The organism is Vibrio splendidus (assembly GCF_001557875.1).
In the GTDB taxonomy this organism is placed as follows: domain Bacteria; phylum Pseudomonadota; class Gammaproteobacteria; order Enterobacterales; family Vibrionaceae; genus Vibrio; species Vibrio splendidus_F.
On sequence record NZ_LNRF01000002.1, the window covers coordinates 219,156 to 236,080 of the forward strand.

General features: G+C 43.7%; 15 protein-coding genes. 9 read left to right on the forward strand and 6 right to left on the reverse strand.

All coding sequences use genetic code 11. The annotated features are described in order from the left end of the window. Positions 1-143: 143 nt before the first annotated feature. Both ATB74_RS08585 and ATB74_RS08590 read right to left on the reverse strand, forming a co-directional pair. Positions 144-2,171 (reverse strand): sensor histidine kinase, encoded by a 2,028-nt coding sequence (locus ATB74_RS08585; protein WP_061017945.1) that lies wholly within the window; start codon positions 2,169-2,171, stop codon positions 144-146. Continuing rightward, on the reverse strand, positions 2,161-3,624 hold the full coding sequence (locus ATB74_RS08590; RefSeq protein WP_061017947.1) for a sigma-54-dependent transcriptional regulator: 1,464 nt from the start codon (positions 3,622-3,624) through the stop codon (positions 2,161-2,163). The genes ATB74_RS08585 and ATB74_RS08590 overlap by 11 nt, the downstream gene beginning before the upstream one ends. Before the next feature lie 302 nt (positions 3,625-3,926). Here ATB74_RS08590 and ATB74_RS08595 point away from each other — a divergent pair, with 302 nt between their 5' ends. From ATB74_RS08595 to ATB74_RS08620, 6 genes are all read left to right on the forward strand, one after another. Further along, entirely contained in the window at positions 3,927-4,733 is an 807-nt protein-coding gene (locus tag ATB74_RS08595; RefSeq protein WP_061018253.1) for a substrate-binding domain-containing protein, read from the forward strand. A gap of 190 nt (positions 4,734-4,923) precedes the next feature. Then, positions 4,924-5,622, forward strand: a complete 699-nt coding sequence (locus ATB74_RS08600) for an ABC transporter permease (RefSeq protein WP_009846742.1) — start codon at positions 4,924-4,926, stop codon at positions 5,620-5,622. 10 nt (positions 5,623-5,632) lie between these two features. Continuing rightward, positions 5,633-6,352 (forward strand): energy-coupling factor ABC transporter ATP-binding protein, encoded by a 720-nt coding sequence (locus ATB74_RS08605; RefSeq protein ID WP_004733775.1) that lies wholly within the window; start codon positions 5,633-5,635, stop codon positions 6,350-6,352. After that, entirely contained in the window at positions 6,330-6,914 is a 585-nt protein-coding gene (gene mobA / locus ATB74_RS08610) for a molybdenum cofactor guanylyltransferase MobA (protein WP_004733776.1), read from the forward strand. Before ATB74_RS08605 ends, mobA begins: the two co-directional genes overlap by 23 nt. Beyond that, on the forward strand, positions 6,914-8,731 hold the full coding sequence (locus ATB74_RS08615) for a bifunctional molybdopterin-guanine dinucleotide biosynthesis adaptor protein MobB/molybdopterin molybdotransferase MoeA (protein WP_061017948.1): 1,818 nt from the start codon (positions 6,914-6,916) through the stop codon (positions 8,729-8,731). Before mobA ends, ATB74_RS08615 begins: the two co-directional genes overlap by 1 nt. 282 nt (positions 8,732-9,013) lie before the next feature. Further along, on the forward strand, positions 9,014-9,280 hold the full coding sequence (locus ATB74_RS08620; protein WP_004733780.1) for a DUF2960 family protein: 267 nt from the start codon (positions 9,014-9,016) through the stop codon (positions 9,278-9,280). Positions 9,281-9,467: 187 nt separating this feature from the next. Here ATB74_RS08620 and nagK read toward each other — a convergent pair whose 3' ends face one another. Both nagK and ATB74_RS08630 read right to left on the reverse strand, forming a co-directional pair. Beyond that, the gene (gene nagK, locus ATB74_RS08625) at positions 9,468-10,376 is read right to left on the reverse strand and encodes an N-acetylglucosamine kinase (RefSeq protein ID WP_004733781.1); all 909 of its coding nucleotides are present in this window, start codon (positions 10,374-10,376) and stop codon (positions 9,468-9,470) included. A gap of 163 nt (positions 10,377-10,539) precedes the next feature. Continuing rightward, positions 10,540-11,286 (reverse strand): tRNA-uridine aminocarboxypropyltransferase, encoded by a 747-nt coding sequence (locus ATB74_RS08630; protein ID WP_081090090.1) that lies wholly within the window; start codon positions 11,284-11,286, stop codon positions 10,540-10,542. A 68-nt stretch (positions 11,287-11,354) separates the two neighbouring features. Here ATB74_RS08630 and ATB74_RS08635 point away from each other — a divergent pair, with 68 nt between their 5' ends. Continuing rightward, entirely contained in the window at positions 11,355-12,158 is an 804-nt protein-coding gene (locus ATB74_RS08635) for a sterol desaturase family protein (protein ID WP_004733784.1), read from the forward strand. Positions 12,159-12,325: 167 nt separating this feature from the next. Here ATB74_RS08635 and ATB74_RS08640 read toward each other — a convergent pair whose 3' ends face one another. Then, positions 12,326-14,371 carry a methyl-accepting chemotaxis protein gene (locus ATB74_RS08640; protein ID WP_061017950.1) on the reverse strand — a complete coding sequence of 682 codons (2,046 nt, stop codon included), beginning with the start codon at positions 14,369-14,371 and terminating at the stop codon, positions 12,326-12,328. 104 nt (positions 14,372-14,475) lie between these two features. On the opposite strand from ATB74_RS08640, the gene ATB74_RS08645 reads away from it, so the two are divergent. Beyond that, positions 14,476-14,961, forward strand: coding sequence for a C40 family peptidase (locus ATB74_RS08645; RefSeq protein ID WP_061017952.1), 486 nt, complete (start codon positions 14,476-14,478; stop codon positions 14,959-14,961). A gap of 97 nt (positions 14,962-15,058) precedes the next feature. Here ATB74_RS08645 and ATB74_RS08650 read toward each other — a convergent pair whose 3' ends face one another. Further along, positions 15,059-15,403 carry a DUF3802 family protein gene (locus ATB74_RS08650; RefSeq protein ID WP_048665016.1) on the reverse strand — a complete coding sequence of 115 codons (345 nt, stop codon included), beginning with the start codon at positions 15,401-15,403 and terminating at the stop codon, positions 15,059-15,061. Positions 15,404-15,986: 583 nt separating this feature from the next. Between ATB74_RS08650 and ATB74_RS08655 the strand changes: the two genes are divergently transcribed. Beyond that, entirely contained in the window at positions 15,987-16,853 is an 867-nt protein-coding gene (locus tag ATB74_RS08655) for a fructosamine kinase family protein (RefSeq protein ID WP_061017954.1), read from the forward strand. The last annotated feature ends 72 nt before the right edge of the window (positions 16,854-16,925 follow it).

The window sequence follows — 16,925 nt, forward strand, 5'->3', positions numbered from 1 at the left end:
GCGAAGCTCGTCTTTATATCAAATTGATTAGTCACAAATAAAAACACCTCCAGCAACTTATGATCAAAGATGCGGAGGTGTTTTTTGTAAGCTTTGTACTCTATATCTCGATTAAAGAATTAAAGAATTAAAGAATTAAAGAATTAAAGGTTAGACACCAGTAACTGTGGCGTGGCTTTTTGTTGGAGGTAGATACTAAAGCGACTTCCCTTGCCTACCTCAGATTCAACTCGGATCTCGCCACCCGTTTGGCTCAAGATACTTTGAGAGACTGACAACCCTAACCCCGTACCATCACGTTTAGTGGTATAGAAAGGCGAGAAAATGCGTTTCAGTTGTTCTTCCTTAATACCGCAGCCTTCATCTTGAACATGAACGATAGCGCCATGGGACACACCATTTTCAACCCAGTCTTCACTAGAAATAGTTAACGTACCCTGACCGTCCATTGCATGAATCGCGTTCATTTGTAGGTTAACCAGAATCTGTAGCAATTGATTTCGGTTCACTTCGACTGAGGTTTTAGCATTCAGTTGTGATACGTACACAATGCCTTTCTTCTTAGCGCCTGTTTTTACAAGCGTAATACTTTCATCGACAATTGGATTGATATGTTGCCACGTAATTGCGTCTTGTACGCCGCCGTGACGGCTGTATTGAAGCAGGCTTCGTGTGATGTTTCGAATTCGGTCAATCTGCTCCATGATCGCGTGGACTTCCTCATCTACACGGCTCACTTCATCGCCCAGTTCAAACTTCATCAGTTCAACGTTGCCAAGAATCACGGCGGTTGGGTTATTGATCTCATGAGCAATGCCTGCCGTTAATTCACCTAACGCGGCCAGTTTTTCATTGACCACCAGCTTATCTCTGGCTTGATTGAGAAGCTTGATGTGCAGTTCGAGCTCTTCGGTTTTCTCTTTCAAACTCGCGGTACGAGAATGCACTTTGCACTCAAGTTCAGATGCCGCTTGTTGAATCTCTTGGTTACGCTCATGCAGTAGATCCAACATCTTGTCGAATTGTTTAGCGAGCAGTGTCAGTTCGTGTTGATCATCCAAACCTAGTGTACCAATTCGCTTGTCTTGCCCCATCTGTACTAGCTTCACCACTTTATGAATGCGTTCAATTGGGTTGAAAAGATCACGCGCACCACGGTGAACGATCAAACCGGATGCCAACAACAGCAACACGATGGTAATGCTGATTTCACCAAGGTTGGTCAAGTAGGTTTCTATCAGCGGCCAAATCAAATAACCGGTGTAAAGCATGCCAATCACATTATTAAACTGGTCATGGATTGGTTGGTAAGCCGTGATATACCAAGCATCGTAAACATACGCTCGATCTAGCCACTCTTTACCTTCATTTAAAACTTTTGAGTGAACCTCATTAGAAACACGAGTACCAATTGCGCGCCCAGCTTGTTCTTCACTGCTTAAAGGTACATTGGTACTGACGCGAAGGTCATCGAGAAAGACCGTGACCGTACCTATATGACGATTAAAGCCTTCTCTTTTTGGGTAGATAAGATTACTAATTTGGTCGACTAGTTGAGTACTGTTATTAAGTAAGATCCCGCCATCCAGAAAACCAATCACATGATCACGTTCATCTTTTATGGATACAACGGTTCGGCTTACCAGTCCGCGAGTCTCAACTTCTTGCCCATTGAGCATCGGAACTTCCGCTTTTTTAGCGAGGTCACTATCGAGGTAGTTGAGTTCGTTACGGCTTAACACGCTGAAAAACGAAGACTTGTGAGTTAAATTTAGATATTCGAGTTTCTTAGCCATACTCTCGACACTGCGCCAGCGTAGAAAGTCGAGTTCATAACGAGATTTGTTTTCAGACACCCATCTCGTTAGCTCTTCGTGTGAAAGATCGCTCGCCAGTTTGGTTTGAAAGTTATAAGACTCGGCAAACGCTCGAACGTTGTATGCTTGCTGATTTTGAATTAGGTGGATACTGTTGTCGGCAACATCTAAACGCTCATCGACATCAATCAAAGCGCCCTGCCACGTGTAATGAACAGACCAATACAATGTGATAGCCACAAGCGCACATAAAGTCAGAATGATCGGAGCAGATGTTAGGAACAATAAGCGGTAACGCACCATGGTTTTGAATCGGAACGTCCACTTTGACCACCAATGACGTCTAATCGGCATATTCAGAGCCTTCTGTGTTCCAATCTTTGTATTTACGCTCTAGCGTTTTACGTGCCACGCCAAGATCTCTCGCAGCAGCCGACTTATTACCATCATGGAAACTAACAAGCTGTTCTATATGAGATTTTTCCACTTCTTTGAGTGTCCAAGTGTTTGGGTAACCCTCGGCAACATCTGCATTATTCAAGTTTGGCATTTCTGCTCCATGTGACACCGTCACTGAAATATTAGCCGGTACAGGATCGCCATTAATCTCGCGCCAGTAGTGTGCTGGTGGCTTGTCTAAAAGAATGCATCGTTCGACTAAGTTTTTAAGCTCACGAATATTCCCTGGCCATTCGTATTCGTTCATGGCCAATATATCTTCATGTGCCCAGTTAGGAACAGGCAAGCCCAGTTCGCTTGATAAAAGACGAGTAAAATATGGAACAAGCTCAATTAAATCTGATGGACGCTCTCTCAATGGCACAACATCAATCTTAAGTACATTAAGTCGGTAGAATAGATCGCGACGGAAGTGCCCTTTATCGACCTCTTCCTGAAGGTTTCGGTTGGTCGCTGCTACAACGCGTACATCCACAGAGATCTCTTTCTCACTACCAACAGGACGAATGGTTCTTTGTTCTAACACACGTAGTAGCGCTGCTTGCATTGGCAGCGGCATCTCACCGATTTCATCAAGGAACAATGTGCCACCACTTGCGACTCTAAATAGGCCTTCTCTATTTTTCTTAGCACCAGTAAAGGCACCAGACGTATGGCCAAACAATTCACTTTCTAAAAGCTCAGGAGCGATAGCTCCACAGTTGATTGGCACAAATGGTCCTGTTCGTTTGCTGGCTTCATGCACGCCACGAGCAACTAACTCTTTACCCGTCCCCGACTCGCCTTCGATTAACACCGATGCTCTTGATGGTGCGAATTGACTGATGAGTTGCTTAAGTTGTTTGGTTTTATCTGAGTTGCCGATCAGTTCCGTTTTGATATGACGGCTAACATCGCGCTTCAACGCGTATTGCATTCTTTGGTCTAGGCGCTTGTCCATGCAGCGAAGTACTGCTTTTATCATCTGTTCCAAATTGAAAGGCTTCAAAATGAAATCAGAGGCGCCAAGCTTAAGTGCAGATATGGTCATTTCGAGATCAGCGTAACCCGTCATGAAAATTACGTCGGCGCGTTTGTCGGCGTCGTTGAATACCTCTTCCCATTCAATACCAGAGCGACCTGGGAGGTTGATATCAAGCACGATCAAATCGAAGTGCTCGTTGCAGCGTAGAACTTCAGCTTCTTCTACGGAACCGGCACTGGATACCTTGCCAAAATACTTACCTAGTGCTTTCTTAAGAATAGCCTGCATACCAATTTCATCGTCAACCACCAAGACAGAAAATGCCTGATATTGAGTCAATGTGTTGGAGTTGAGGTTAGAAGCGCTTGAACTAGGTAAAGACATAATGATCAGCCGATAGGGAAAGTTGGGACAGAGTGTACCAATTAACCTTTTACGCAACAGGGTCAATGTGCGACATTTTGTCCTAGCTCATGTTTTGTTTTAATTTATGGGGTCAAATGACGCAGTTTCGTTCGAAATAACAGCAATTTAATGAGATCTGATGCATGATTTATTGGCACTAACATTGCTTATAAGGTGATGATTTCTAATTACAAAAATTAGCACTCATGAACATGACCTTCTTTGAGCCCTTTGAAGTTGAAGGCGTGTCATTCATTTATAACAGAATGGACATAATAATAATGAAAGCAATTCCCTTAACTATTGCCGCTCTATCTATCGTCAGTTACTCGGCTAGCAGCGCAGAAGACACCACGCACATCAAACTTGCGACAACAACAAGCACGTATCACTCTGGCCTACTAGACTACCTATTACCTGAGTTCGAAAAAGACTCTGGTATTAAAGTTGACGTTCTAGCTGCAGGTACGGGTAAATCACTTCGTATGGGTGAGAACGGCGATGTCGATCTGGTGATGACTCACGCACCAAAAGCAGAAGCGAATTTCGTTGAACAAGGCTATGGCGTTCTACCTCGCAAACTGATGTATAACGACTTTGTCATCGTTGGCCCACAAAGCGACCCTGCAAAAATTGAATCTCAAAAAGCAGTGGCAGATGTGTTCAAAGCGATCGCGACTAATAACGTGACGTTTGTGTCTCGTGGCGACGACTCTGGTACTCATAAGAAAGAGATGGGTATTTGGGCGCAAACTAAGATCGAACCAAACTTTGGTGGCTACCGCAGTGTTGGTCAAGGTATGGGCCCAACTCTGAACATGGCGTCTGAAATGCAAGGCTACACCATGACAGACCGTGGTACGTGGTTGGCTTACCAAAACAAACTGGATCTTAAAATCCTTTTCCAAGGTGATAAGAACCTCTTCAACCCTTACCAAGTGATTCTCGTTAACCCTGAGCGCTACCCAAGCATTAACTACCAAGCAGCGAAAGTATTCAGTGATTGGTTGGTTAACCCTAAAGGTCAGAAACTGATTAACGACTTTAAACTGCACGGCAAACAACTGTTTGTTGCAAGCGCAGAATAGTTTGTAGTAAGTAAAGCGTAGCGTTGAAGATGTCGTCAAAACCAACAAACACTACACTTAACTAAATTCAGTTAATGAGCACGCTTAAAAACAATAGCTGGCCAATACAGGCTCAAATATATTGTGTCAGCTATGATTAACATCAGTCATTACCGATAAAAACCTATTATCGATTCACACGAGATACTTCATGACCCTATGGCAAACAACGATTGATGCAATGAATCTACTGGTGAGTTTTGACCACGAATTGTGGCAGATCGTCGCGGTATCCTTCAGTGTGTCTTTGTCCGCCATCTCATTAGTGATTGTTCCTGCAATCCTTATGGCTTTCTTATTGGCTTATACCGAGTTCCCCGGAAAGTGGGCTCTGCTTTCGGTGATCAATACCCTGCAAGCGATCCCTACTGTGGTTATTGGTTTGTTGATGTACATGATGCTTTCTCGCTCTGGCCCGCTAGGTGATTGGCAATTGCTGTTTACCCAGAAGGCGATGATTTTAGGTCAGATGTTGATCTGTTTCCCTATCCTAGTCGCGATGATGCACGGTGCTCTGCAGGCCAGTGACCGCCGAGCGGTTGAAACTGCGCGCACGCTTGGTGTATCAACCACACGTGTGGCATGTACCTTAATTTGGGAAACGCGCTTCCCTCTTTTAGCAGCAACTATCGCTGCCTTCTCTCGTATCGTCACTGAGGTTGGTTGTTCAATGATGGTCGGTGGCAACATTATGGGGATGACAAGAAACATCCCAACAGCTATCGCTATGGAAAGCCACAAAGGCGCATTCGCTCAAGGCGTCGCCCTCGGTATGGTGTTATTAGCATTGGCATTAGCCCTTAACTTTTTCCTTTCCAGTGTGAGAGGAAAAGGCTATCTAAGAACTTAGGAACGCTGTCATGAGTATAAAAATAACAACGCAGCAAATTTCAATGCGCTACAAAGAGCGTGTTTTGTTCCATATTCCCGAATTGTCGATCGGCCCCAACGATGCCATTTATCTCAAAGGAGATAATGGTGTGGGTAAAACGACCCTACTTAAAATATTGTCTGGATTGATTCAGCCAAGCTCTGGCCGCATTCAGTCTCCGACACAAAGCTGGCAGCAGATCTTATTCCCTAGGCTCAAGTTCAAAGACATTATCTACCTGCATCAAACCCCCTATCTTTTTGATGGCTCGGTGTACCAAAATGTCGCTTATGGCATTCGCTTTAACAAAGAGAGCCAAAAAGATAAGCGAGCTCAAATAATTAATGCATTGAGAATGGTAGGTTTAGAAACCCTGGCAGATGAGCACATCTCTGTGTTGTCTGGGGGGGAGCGTCAACGCGTAGCAATGGCTCGAGCTTGGATTCTTAAGCCTTCAATCTTGCTTATGGATGAACCAAGTGCTTCTTTAGACAAAGAATCTATTGAAAGATTGGTGATTATGGCCGAAGATCTTCTTCAGAGAGGCGCGAGTTTAGTCATCACCAGTCACCAAACTAACGCGTTAACCGATTTATGTAAGAAGCAGTGGTGGATTAAAGACAATACTTTGACCGAATCCCCGCTTCTGCAAGTTATTCAGAAAGATAAAGCACAAGAGAATATTTATGCTGCTTCCAACGCAAACTAGTTGGGTTATTTTGGCTGGCGGACAGGCCAGCCGTATGGGCGGAAAAGATAAAGGACTCGTTGAGCTCAACGGTTCTCCGCTTATTCAATATGTTATAAACAAGCTGTCACAACAAGATGTCAGCATCACCATTAATGCCAACCGTAACTTAGACAGTTACCAAGCATTTGCTCCGGTTGTCTCCGATTCTTTCCCTGACTATCCAGGTCCATTGGGCGGTATTCATGCTGGCCTTAAAAACGCGAGCACAGACTGGGTCGGCTTTGTCCCTTGCGACAGCCCACAAATCAGTGACGACCTTGTTGAGCGTTTTTGTTCTGCAGTTAAAGAAGACAGTGACATTCTTGTCGCACATGATGGCGAATTTAAGCAACCTGTATTCACCCTATTCCACAAACGTGTTCTGCCAAAGCTAGAAGCGTTTTTGGAACGTGGTGATCGTAAAATCATCTTGCTATACAAAGAATGTGTTACCGAATACGTTGATTTCAGCGATTCTCCTAACTGCTTTGTTAATCTGAACACGCCAGAAGAACTCACCCAATTCGGAACGCTTCAATAATGAAAGATTCTAAACAACGCCCTAACCTTCCTCTATTGGGCTTTGCAGCTTATAGCGGTACAGGCAAAACAACGGTACTTGAAGCTCTGCTTCCGTTATTGAGTGAATCGGGTTTAAAAGTTGGTGTGTTAAAACATGCTCACCACGATTTTGATGTCGATAAGCCGGGTAAAGACAGCTACCGCTTACGTAAAGCGGGCGCGAATCAAATGTTGATCGCTTCGCGTAACCGTCACGTGATGATGACAGAAACGCCAGAAGCCGAAGCCGATTTTGATTACCTTCTGACACGTTTCGATACCAACACGCTTGATCTGATTTTGGTTGAAGGCTGCAAGAACATTGCTTTCCCTAAAATTGAATTGCACAGAGATGAAGTCGGTAAACCTTGGTTATACCCGAACGATGACAACATTATTGCCATTGCTGCAGACAGCCAAGTGGGATCCGAACTGCCACAAATGGCGATCAGTGACTTAGAAGCGATTCGTGATTTCATCATCGAATATGCTCAATCATTCGACCCTTCTTCGCAAACAAGCAAAACAGCGTCGTGTTCGTCTTCAAAAGACAACACGCCCGCAGTGTGTTGTGATTCGTTCTCTCCTGCTGGTTTAACCGTTACTCAAGGCCAACAAAAGATTGTTGATAGCATTGACGCGCTCGATCTCACAGAGAGTGTTGAACTATTGCAGGGCTACGGTCGTGTTTTGGCTGAAGATATAATCTCGCCAATCAATGTGCCTCAAAACACCAACTCAGCAATGGACGGCTACGCAATTCGTAGTGAAGATTTAGAACTGGATAGTTACCAACTGGTTGCTGAAGTTATGGCTGGTCACAGCTACGAGCAAACTGTTCAACAAGGTGAAGCCGTTAAGATCATGACGGGTGCACCAATGCCTGAAGGTGTTGATGTGGTTGTGATGCGTGAGCAAGCCGTTCAAGAAGGCGACACAGTTAGCTTCCCAGACGCTAAAATCTCCGTAGGACAAAATGTCCGTATGGCTGGTGAAGATTTAGAAATCGGCCAACCTGTCTTTACACGTGGCACACGCATCGAAGCGCCAGAAATGGGCATGATGGCGTCGTTAGGTTTTGGTACCTGCCCTGTTCTGCGTAAAGTGAAAGTGGGTGTGTTCTCTACGGGTGACGAAGTTCAAGCGCCGGGTAGCGAGCAAAAACCAAACTCTATCTATGACTCAAATCGTTTTACTATTATCGGCATGCTTCAAAAGCTTGGCTGTGACATCGTCGATTACGGCATCATTGAAGATGACGAACAAAAGATGATGGATGTGCTGCACTCTGCGTCGCTTGAAACTGATATGGTGCTGACTTCTGGTGGTGTGTCTGTTGGTGATGCGGATTACATCAAGCTTGCGTTAGATAAGCTGGGAGAAATTAACTTCTGGCGTATCAACATGCGTCCAGGTCGCCCACTGGCTTACGGTAAAATTGAAAACAAACCGTTCTTTGGTTTGCCGGGTAACCCAGTTGCTGTGATGGTGTCGTTTATTAACTTTGTTGAGCCTGCGATCCGCAAGCTTCAAGGTCAAACGAACTGGACGCCAGTGAAAGCAAATGCGGTAGCGACTGAACAACTGCGCTCACGCCAAGGTCGTACTGAGTTCAGCCGTGGTGTGTTCTCAATGAGCGAATCAGGCGTACTTGAAGTGAAAACAACCGGTAAGCAAGGTTCAGGTATTTTACGTTCAATGAGCGAAGCTAATTGCTTAATCGAAATCTCGCCAGCGGTTGATACGGTGAAAGTTGGCGAAACAGTGACGATCATTCCGCTACAAGGTCGCGTTTGATTCAAAACTCAAACACCTAAATTGACTTGGCCGCTTTTTAATTGACTGAGAAGCTCTTTGCCAAAACATAGATGAAGCCCCTTCTATCGAGCTTTCGATGTTATGGGGCTTTCTTTTCTGTTCGTTTTGTAAAAGACAACCTGTTCGTTCCTTAAAAGACGAAAAGCTTAAATAGCGATAAGCCTGAAGAACGTTAATCTTAAGATTTTTTATCATAACCTTGAGCCACGTACTGTTTTTATGTAGAGTGCGCGCAAAGTAATAATTCTATTGGAGAGCACCATGGCTCGTACCATTCTGTACACTTACAAAGACGAAGACAAAGAGTTACTGTTTTCGAAACAAGAACACCGCACGATCCAAGAAGCTGTAGCTGCAGCCGAAGGTATCGACATCACTGAGTACCTAAAAACTGAGCAACAGCTTGAGTTTATTTCTGATACTAAAGCAGTTCGTAACTACCAAGATAACTATTTCCGCAAGCTTGGCTTCACTAAGCTTACGTTGAAGCAAAAAGACAACCTTGGTGTTGGTAAAAAGAAGAAGTAAGCCCTCTGGCTTCTTTTTCTCGATCTGTAGTTTCTAGCTTTTCGTTTGCACTTGAGAGCTAAGAATTAAGAGCTAAAGAAACGGAAACACCGAACAATAAAAAATGCCGCAACCTCTTTTGAGATTGCGGCATTTTTATTTATGCTTTTAACTATCTAACCTTCATTAGCTTAACGGTAAGTAATGATTACTTAATGTTAAGGAATGCTGCCCCACGAACGCCGCCTGAATCACCGTGCTTCGCTTTGATGATCTTTGGACATTTCGCTACAGACAATAGGTATTTAGGAACACGCTTTGGCATCTCTTCGTAGATAAGTTCGAAGTTTGAAAGTCCACCACCCAGAGCTACAACATGCGGGTCAAGTGCCGTAAATAGGTTTGCGAAACAGATAGCCAATAGCTCCATGAAACGGTCAACGTGCTCAGCTGCTTTTGCTTCACCTTCGTTGTACGCTTGGATGATTTCAATCGCTTTCTTTTTCTCACCGAAGTAGTGCTCATAAATCAGTTCAAAGCCGCGACCAGATAGGTAGCTGTCTAAACAACCTTTCTTACCACAACCACAACCCAATAGCGGTGCGTTGTCGCCAAGGTGGAACCATGCATCAATAGGAAGACGCATATGGCCGAGCTCGCCAGCAACGTGGTTACGTCCTGAGAATACTTTGCCATCAAAAACCAAACCACCACCAAAACCAGTACCTAAAATTAGTCCCGCTACTGATGGTTCATCTTTCAATTCATCATCCCACGCTTCAGACAGCGCAAAACAGTTAGCATCGTTCTCGATTTTAACACTACGACCAATCAGTGCTTCTAAGTCTTTGCGTAATGGCTTACCTGTTGAAGCCGGTACGTTAACAACAAGCATAGTGCCGTCGTCCGCATCTTCCATACCAGGAAGACCAAGGCCAATTTTGCCTTCGCAAGAGAATTCGCTATCGTATTTTTTTACCAAACCGGCAATCGTATCAAGTAGCAGTTGATAATCTTCAGTAGGCGTTGGTACGCGTTCGGTTGCTACTCGCTCAAGTTTTTCATTGAACGCACCAAACTCAATTTTTGTGCCGCCAACATCAAAGCCGTAATACATGAAATCTCTCCAATTTTTCCCTAAATTCGGGCAAATAAATTTTTTAAATTAAACAACTAGGAAGCATTATCCATAACACTCCCCCTACAAACCGTGATAGATAACAAACTTATCTCGTGTTCGAATCTGTTTGAACAACAAGTCAGCACAAAGCGGTTAAAGGTTAGAGTGACGTCTCACTTTTAGTATGCTCTATGAAAGCATTCAGGCTTGGTTTGGTTGGATCCGATTTATAACGTGTCTTACTCAACATGTAGCTTTCACGAAATGCTTCAAACCATAGCTGTAAAGTCTTAGCGCCCTGCTCTTCACCGGCTTGTTTCAAAACTAAGCTCGCGACTTCGGCCGTTGATAGATGTTGTTCGTTGTCTGACTTACGCATCATGTATTGAGAAACCGATTCCGGTTCAATCGACAACACCGGTAAATCTTGCAGATACTCTGAACGACGGAAGATACGTCGTGCTTCGCGCCAACTGCCATCAATGAAAATCAGCAACAGTGTTTTGTTTGGGTCGCGCATTTTTGGCAGATCTTGAACTACGCGCGTTTTGTCGTCGGTATAGTCTTCAGGGAATACGATCACAGGTTGGTATTTTTCATCTTTGAGGACATCCAACATCTCTTGATTTGGCTCAGTACGATGCCAAAGGTAGGCGTAACTGTCTTTAACCGTATCAACAATCAAACGACCAGTGTTACTTGGCTTTAAGATTTCGTTGTCTGACAAGATCAACATAGTCGCGACGTTCGTATCAACGTTAGGTTGATGTTCACAGATACAGCTGTCTTGTTTGATTTTACAGAATTCACATCGCACGACTTTACACCCGCGCGCATTAAACGGTTTGGTAGCAATGGACAAACGATGTTGATATAAACGGTGAAAAGCGTGGATTCTCATGGACAATAACGATAACTCTAGAAAAGTGGCACGATTGTACTTACAGTGTCCTTAGAATGATAGAAGGAATTCCCATGCAAGACCCATCACTGCTTCGCCTTGTTTGTTTTATTGTCGTTTTTGGATTGTGTGCGCTTTGGGAATACCGTTTCCCGCGTAAAACACTGACTCAAAGCAAATGGTTTCGTTGGGGGAATAACTTTGCGTTGGTTGCTTTGAACAGCTTTCTATTAGCCACTCTAATTCCTATTGCAGCATTCCAAGCGGCGGTTATCGCACAAGAAAACCAATGGGGTCTGTTCAATACCCTGTCACTTCCGAAAGAGCTCACCATTCTGGTCTGCGTATTACTGTTAGATTGCGCCATTTACCTGCAGCACTTGGTGTTTCACCGTGTTCCTTGGTTGTGGAAGCTACATCGAGTTCACCATGCAGACCTAGATATCGATGTCACAACCGGAACGCGCTTTCACCCTATTGAGATGATTCTTTCAATGCTCATCAAAGTGAGTTTGGTAATCGCACTTGGTGTCCCTGTCATTGCGGTCGTGATATTTGAAATTGTTCTTAATGCGAGTGCGATGTTTAACCACAGTAATGCACGTCTTCCGCTGTGGATGGATAAGCGATTGAGAAAAGTGATTGTGACCCCAGACATGCACCGCGTTCATCACTCGGTCATTGTGAAAGAAACCCATTCAAACTTTGGCTTCTTTTTATCTGTGTGGGACATCTGGTTTAAGACTTACCGCGCTCAGCCTAAGCTTGGCCACGATAACGTTCAGATTGGCGTTCCAGAGATTCAAGATGGTAAAGAGCAACGGCTAGATTTAATGTTGCGTCAGCCATTTACTCAATTCCCGACGACGAAAAACTAGGTTCGAATTCAGTTTGGTCTCAAGTTTGTATTGAGATGAACGTATCTTAGAACCAAAAACGCCCTTAGATTCATCTGATAATTTAAGGGCGTTTGTGTATCGATAGTCGTTATAAGTGTAGTTAGTGCTTAAACTCTTTAGCACACTAGCTTAAATCTCACGCTCGTCTATTTCAGCACGTATTTGTGAAGCATAGCTTGTTGGTGCCCTGCTATCTCTCCGACTTGCTCTGAACTCTCGATCATAGATTCAAGTTGCAGCTTAGTATTCTCGCCCTGCTCAGATACTCGGGTGATTGAATGGGTTACATCGACAGTCGCACGAGCTTGTTCTTCGGTAGCCACCATGATTTGTTCAACACGTCCTTTAATCTGGCTTACCGCAAACTCAATCTTTTCAAAAGCTTGCTTCACATCGCCACTGGTTTGCAGTGCATTGATCATTTCACTTCGAGATTCAGTAACAGACGTTCGAGAACGATCAGCCGCAGCCACCAGCTCATTCATCATATTGCGAATGTTGGTGGTTTGTTGAGACGTGCCACTCGCTAATTTGCGTACTTCGTCGGCAACGACAGCAAAGCCTCGTCCTTGCTCTCCTGCTCGCGCTGCTTCAATTGCCGCATTCAGTGCTAACAAGTTGGTGTTTTCTGCAATGCCACTGATCATATCGACCATTTCACGAATCTGTTTTACACGGCCATCAAGGTCGGCCATTGATTCTTCGTTCATGCTTAGTGAATGTTCTAACGCATGCAAACGTTGCTGGTTCAGCCCAACGACTTGGCTGCCATTGACTGACTCATCTTCTGCTATTTGTGCATCATCGTTCGATGCGTTAGAGATACGAGCAATCTCACCAATGGATGCTTCCAGTTCAGTAATCGTGGTGATCATGTTCTGCAGTGATTCATTTTGTTCATTCAAGCTAGAGTTGGTTTGCTCTGCAGCGTCGTGACTTACTTCAGCCGTTTGGTAAAGTGTTTCACAGTTACGAGTCACCAAGCGAACCGAGTCGGCGGTCGAATCGACAACGGTATTCAGTTTCGAAGCAATCACTTGTAACTCTAATGGCCCTACCAATGCACTGTGCTTAGAGAAATCGTGCTCTGCAAGCAAGCTCAATTGTTGAGTAATGTTTTTCAGTCCTTTGTTTACCCAGCGGCGCAGTACTAACCATGAGATCACAATGATCACAGCGATCACTAGTCCACTAATAAACAACACACGATCAATGTTGGTGATGGTTTGATTTACGACCAGTTCGCTTTCATCAATCAGGTGTGCAGCAGTCGAAGATAATTGGTTAAGGGTGCTAATTACGGTATTCGCCAAGGTAATCACTTCGGCTAGGTTGTGCTCTTGCTGTTTAACTAGTTCCAATTTAAGCAATATTTGTCTAATCACACCTTCTTCTGTGAAGCCCTCTTTTACCATCTCATAAGGTGCGGTAAGGCTTGCGAACTCCGCGATGTCTGGATGCCAATCAGCAAAGTCGCTATAAGCCAAGTTAAGGCCCGCGATTCGGTTTCTTAATTGGCGATATTCGTCTTGTGCTTTTTCGATGTCAGACTGCATCATTAGCATCAAGAAGGTGTTCGCCATTGCCGACGCGCTCGATGTAAAACGATTTGCGGCATCGCTCGCTTCTGGGTTGTCTTCGACTAAGAATGAGCTGATACGGTTCATTTCTGGTCCGATAGATCCAACGCCATAACGGAACTCGCCCATTTTACTATCGATCAAATTTTGCTTACTTTGAATCTCTATTTGCGCCAGCAGTACCGTGTTGGTCATAGCTTGCAGTTGTGCCATGTCATCGACAAGGTTTTGTTGTTGCTCTAAAGAGATCGCTTCAGGAAAAGACTGGGAGATAAAAAGGAGTTCCTCTAGCGTGGTATTACTCTCTGTGGCAAGTTGGTCAATTGAGCCCCTTGTGGCATTCAGTGTATCTAAGTCGGTTGATTGGGTGCTGTATGTGAGAAGTTTTACTTGTTCTAAAACGCTTTGCGTTAATTCGGCATTATGTAGAGCAAGGGGTAATGCTTGTTCCGAGAGTGCGTCAAAGTGTCCCCCGACCCGTTCAACGCCCCGAATGCTAACCATTGATAAAAAACTAACAAGTAAAAGAATGGAAATAAATACAGCAGTGACGGTTTGAATGAGCGAGAATGTATAACATGAGGGTTTTATTGATAAATTTGTGTCGGGCATGTGAAATCCAGTTTGACTACGAAAAGAGATATCCTTAAGTTATTCCGTATACTAGAAGTCCTTGATGACGTTTTTATTTCAGTTTTTTGTCAGAAGAGTTACATATGAAAATCAAAAAAATGGCTGTAGTTACAATAACTTTAGCAACATTGGCTGCTTGTAGCTCGTCACCATCGCCTTCTCAGCTTAGTCAAACAGCACAGAATCCTCTGTCAAAATCAGAACAATTGACTACAAACGCTTATATCAGCGTGTATGAACAGTGGAAAGGCGTGCCATACCATTTCGGTGGGACCTCATTTAGAGGTATAGATTGCTCTGCTTTTGTACAGATAGCCGTCCAAAATGCGACTCAACAAGCCCTGCCAAGAACCACAATAGACCAGAGTAAAAAGGGAAAAGAAATAGCGTATGGGCAGGCAACGAGTGGCGACTTGGTGTTTTTTAAGACATCGATGACAGTGCGACACGTTGGAGTTTACTTAGGAAATAATCAATTCCTACATGCTTCTACATCGAAAGGTGTGATTATATCGAGGCTGGACAACCCTTATTGGGCTTCCAAGTTTTGGCACTTTAGGCGTTTATAACAGCTTAATAGATTAACCGCCAAACGAAGTCACTTTTTAAGGTGCAGCTTAAACGCCTAGATCATCGTGGTTAATGGGCTAGCGAGGAAATAGACAGTTAGTCGTACTTGGCGACAGCCGTGTCAAATAGGTTCTTCACGAGCGCGATGTACTCATCTAGAAATACAATTTGCTCGTTGGTCGCTTTCTTAGCCCAAACCCCCGCTAACACTTCACCTAAATCGGCTACCACAGCATCGGCTTCTTTCAAGAGTTGAAAACGAACACTCGAGTGCAACTCTGGATTTTGCTCAAAAATAGCCATGATGTTTGTTGAAATCATGTCAGTAATAATGTCTTCAACACTCTCATTGCCTGTATCGCCATTACTATTGGTAAAGACATCCAGATTAAATGATAAGTGCTCGATAAGAGCCAAATAGCCATCGGTTTCTACAACCACAATAAATCTCCGTTTTAAGCTCAAGAGCAGATTAATACGTACTTGCTTAATACTATGTAAATGAAGCGGTTTGTCATCACTTTATTACCAAAAACCGTATTAAAATGATCCTAGTTAGTATTTCAGCTTAAATTTAAATCAATATAGCTCTATGTGTCATGCCACCCCGCTTAAGCTATAAGTAAGTGAACGCCTAACAAAGTCTAAAACAAACTTTTAATTAATGTACTGCGCTAGTTAACAAGAGTCCTATCAACTTTCTTTAAAAGCTCATTTATGTTGGTGCGTAGACAATAGCAAGCTCCCTCGACTTTTTCAGTTTGAAGGGTTCAAACCGTTTCCATTGTGATAACAGATCCAAACAATTTATGACGTCTGATTGGTAATTTCTGTTTGTATTTCAAATATCTTGAATTAGTTTGAGTTCACAAATTGAGTAATTGATTCGGCATAAGGTGAACCAGAGATAAGAACATTGACGAGTGCGTCTATAAATTGCTCAGATTTATCCTAAACTATTGCTATTAAACAAACAGTATTTCTAACTTTGATTTTTTTAACTTTCAGTCTTTGAGGATTTCCTATGTGGCAGGCCATTTCTCAACAACTTTCAGATACTCTTCTATTTAACTTTCAGATTACTGAACGTACTAAGGTTTCTGGTGGCGACATTAACGATTGCTATATGATCAGCGATGGTAATGAACGTTACTTTGTGAAAGTGAACCAGCGAGAATTTTTACCTAAGTTTGAAATTGAAGCTGAGAACTTACGTTTGCTAAGAGAGACCTCCACCGTTTATGTTCCCGAATTGGTACTGATTGGTAAAACCAAAGAGTGCTCTTTCATTATCCTCAATTACTTGCCAACCAAGCCACTTGAAACGGGTAATAACAGCTTTGATTTCGGGGTCCAGCTTGCTCGCCTTCATCTGTGGGGTGAGCAAAAAGAGTTCGGTTGCGACCAAGACAACTATATCGGCAGTACACTTCAACCTAACCCTTGGCATAAAAAATGGGGCCGATTTTTTTCTGAGCAGCGCATTGGTTTCCAACTCCAGTTGCTAAAAGAAAAAGGCATCGAATTCGGTGACATCGATGACATCGTTGATGTGGTGAATATGCGTCTTGCAGGCCACAACCCTCGCCCTTCTTTGCTTCATGGGGACCTCTGGAATGGCAATGTCGCAAATTCAGCCTTTGGGCCAATCTGTTATGACCCGGCTTGTTATTGGGGCGATCATGAATGCGATTTGGCGTTAACGGAATTGTTTGAAGGGTTTCCAAAAGAGTTTTATGAAGGTTACCAGAGCGTCAATCCACTCGACGTTGGCTATACTGATCGGAAAGACATTTACAACTTGTACCATCTTCTTAACCACTGCAATCAATTTGGCGGCGAATATTTAGCACAAACTGAAGCATACATTCAGAAGATACAGGCCGTTTAATATCAATTACAGCTAGCGACTGCGGTCGATATAAGTTGCAACGTTCGATATTGCTATTTATTACGATCTATT

What these genes read in the sequence shown, in the direction of transcription:
- ATB74_RS08585 (WP_061017945.1), bottom strand. Translation starts at nt 2,171, where the DNA reads ATGCCGATTAGACGTCATTGGTGGTCAAAGTGGACGTTCCGATTCAAA.
- ATB74_RS08590 (WP_061017947.1), bottom strand. Translation starts at nt 3,624, where the DNA reads ATGTCTTTACCTAGTTCAAGCGCTTCTAACCTCAACTCCAACACATTG.
- ATB74_RS08595 (WP_061018253.1), top strand. Translation starts at nt 3,927, where the DNA reads ATGAAAGCAATTCCCTTAACTATTGCCGCTCTATCTATCGTCAGTTAC.
- ATB74_RS08600 (WP_009846742.1), top strand. Translation starts at nt 4,924, where the DNA reads ATGACCCTATGGCAAACAACGATTGATGCAATGAATCTACTGGTGAGT.
- ATB74_RS08605 (WP_004733775.1), top strand. Translation starts at nt 5,633, where the DNA reads ATGAGTATAAAAATAACAACGCAGCAAATTTCAATGCGCTACAAAGAG.
- mobA (WP_004733776.1), top strand. Translation starts at nt 6,330, where the DNA reads ATGCTGCTTCCAACGCAAACTAGTTGGGTTATTTTGGCTGGCGGACAG.
- ATB74_RS08615 (WP_061017948.1), top strand. Translation starts at nt 6,914, where the DNA reads ATGAAAGATTCTAAACAACGCCCTAACCTTCCTCTATTGGGCTTTGCA.
- ATB74_RS08620 (WP_004733780.1), top strand. Translation starts at nt 9,014, where the DNA reads ATGGCTCGTACCATTCTGTACACTTACAAAGACGAAGACAAAGAGTTA.
- nagK (WP_004733781.1), bottom strand. Translation starts at nt 10,376, where the DNA reads ATGTATTACGGCTTTGATGTTGGCGGCACAAAAATTGAGTTTGGTGCG.
- ATB74_RS08635 (WP_004733784.1), top strand. Translation starts at nt 11,355, where the DNA reads ATGCAAGACCCATCACTGCTTCGCCTTGTTTGTTTTATTGTCGTTTTT.
- ATB74_RS08640 (WP_061017950.1), bottom strand. Translation starts at nt 14,371, where the DNA reads ATGCCCGACACAAATTTATCAATAAAACCCTCATGTTATACATTCTCG.
- ATB74_RS08645 (WP_061017952.1), top strand. Translation starts at nt 14,476, where the DNA reads ATGAAAATCAAAAAAATGGCTGTAGTTACAATAACTTTAGCAACATTG.
- ATB74_RS08655 (WP_061017954.1), top strand. Translation starts at nt 15,987, where the DNA reads ATGTGGCAGGCCATTTCTCAACAACTTTCAGATACTCTTCTATTTAAC.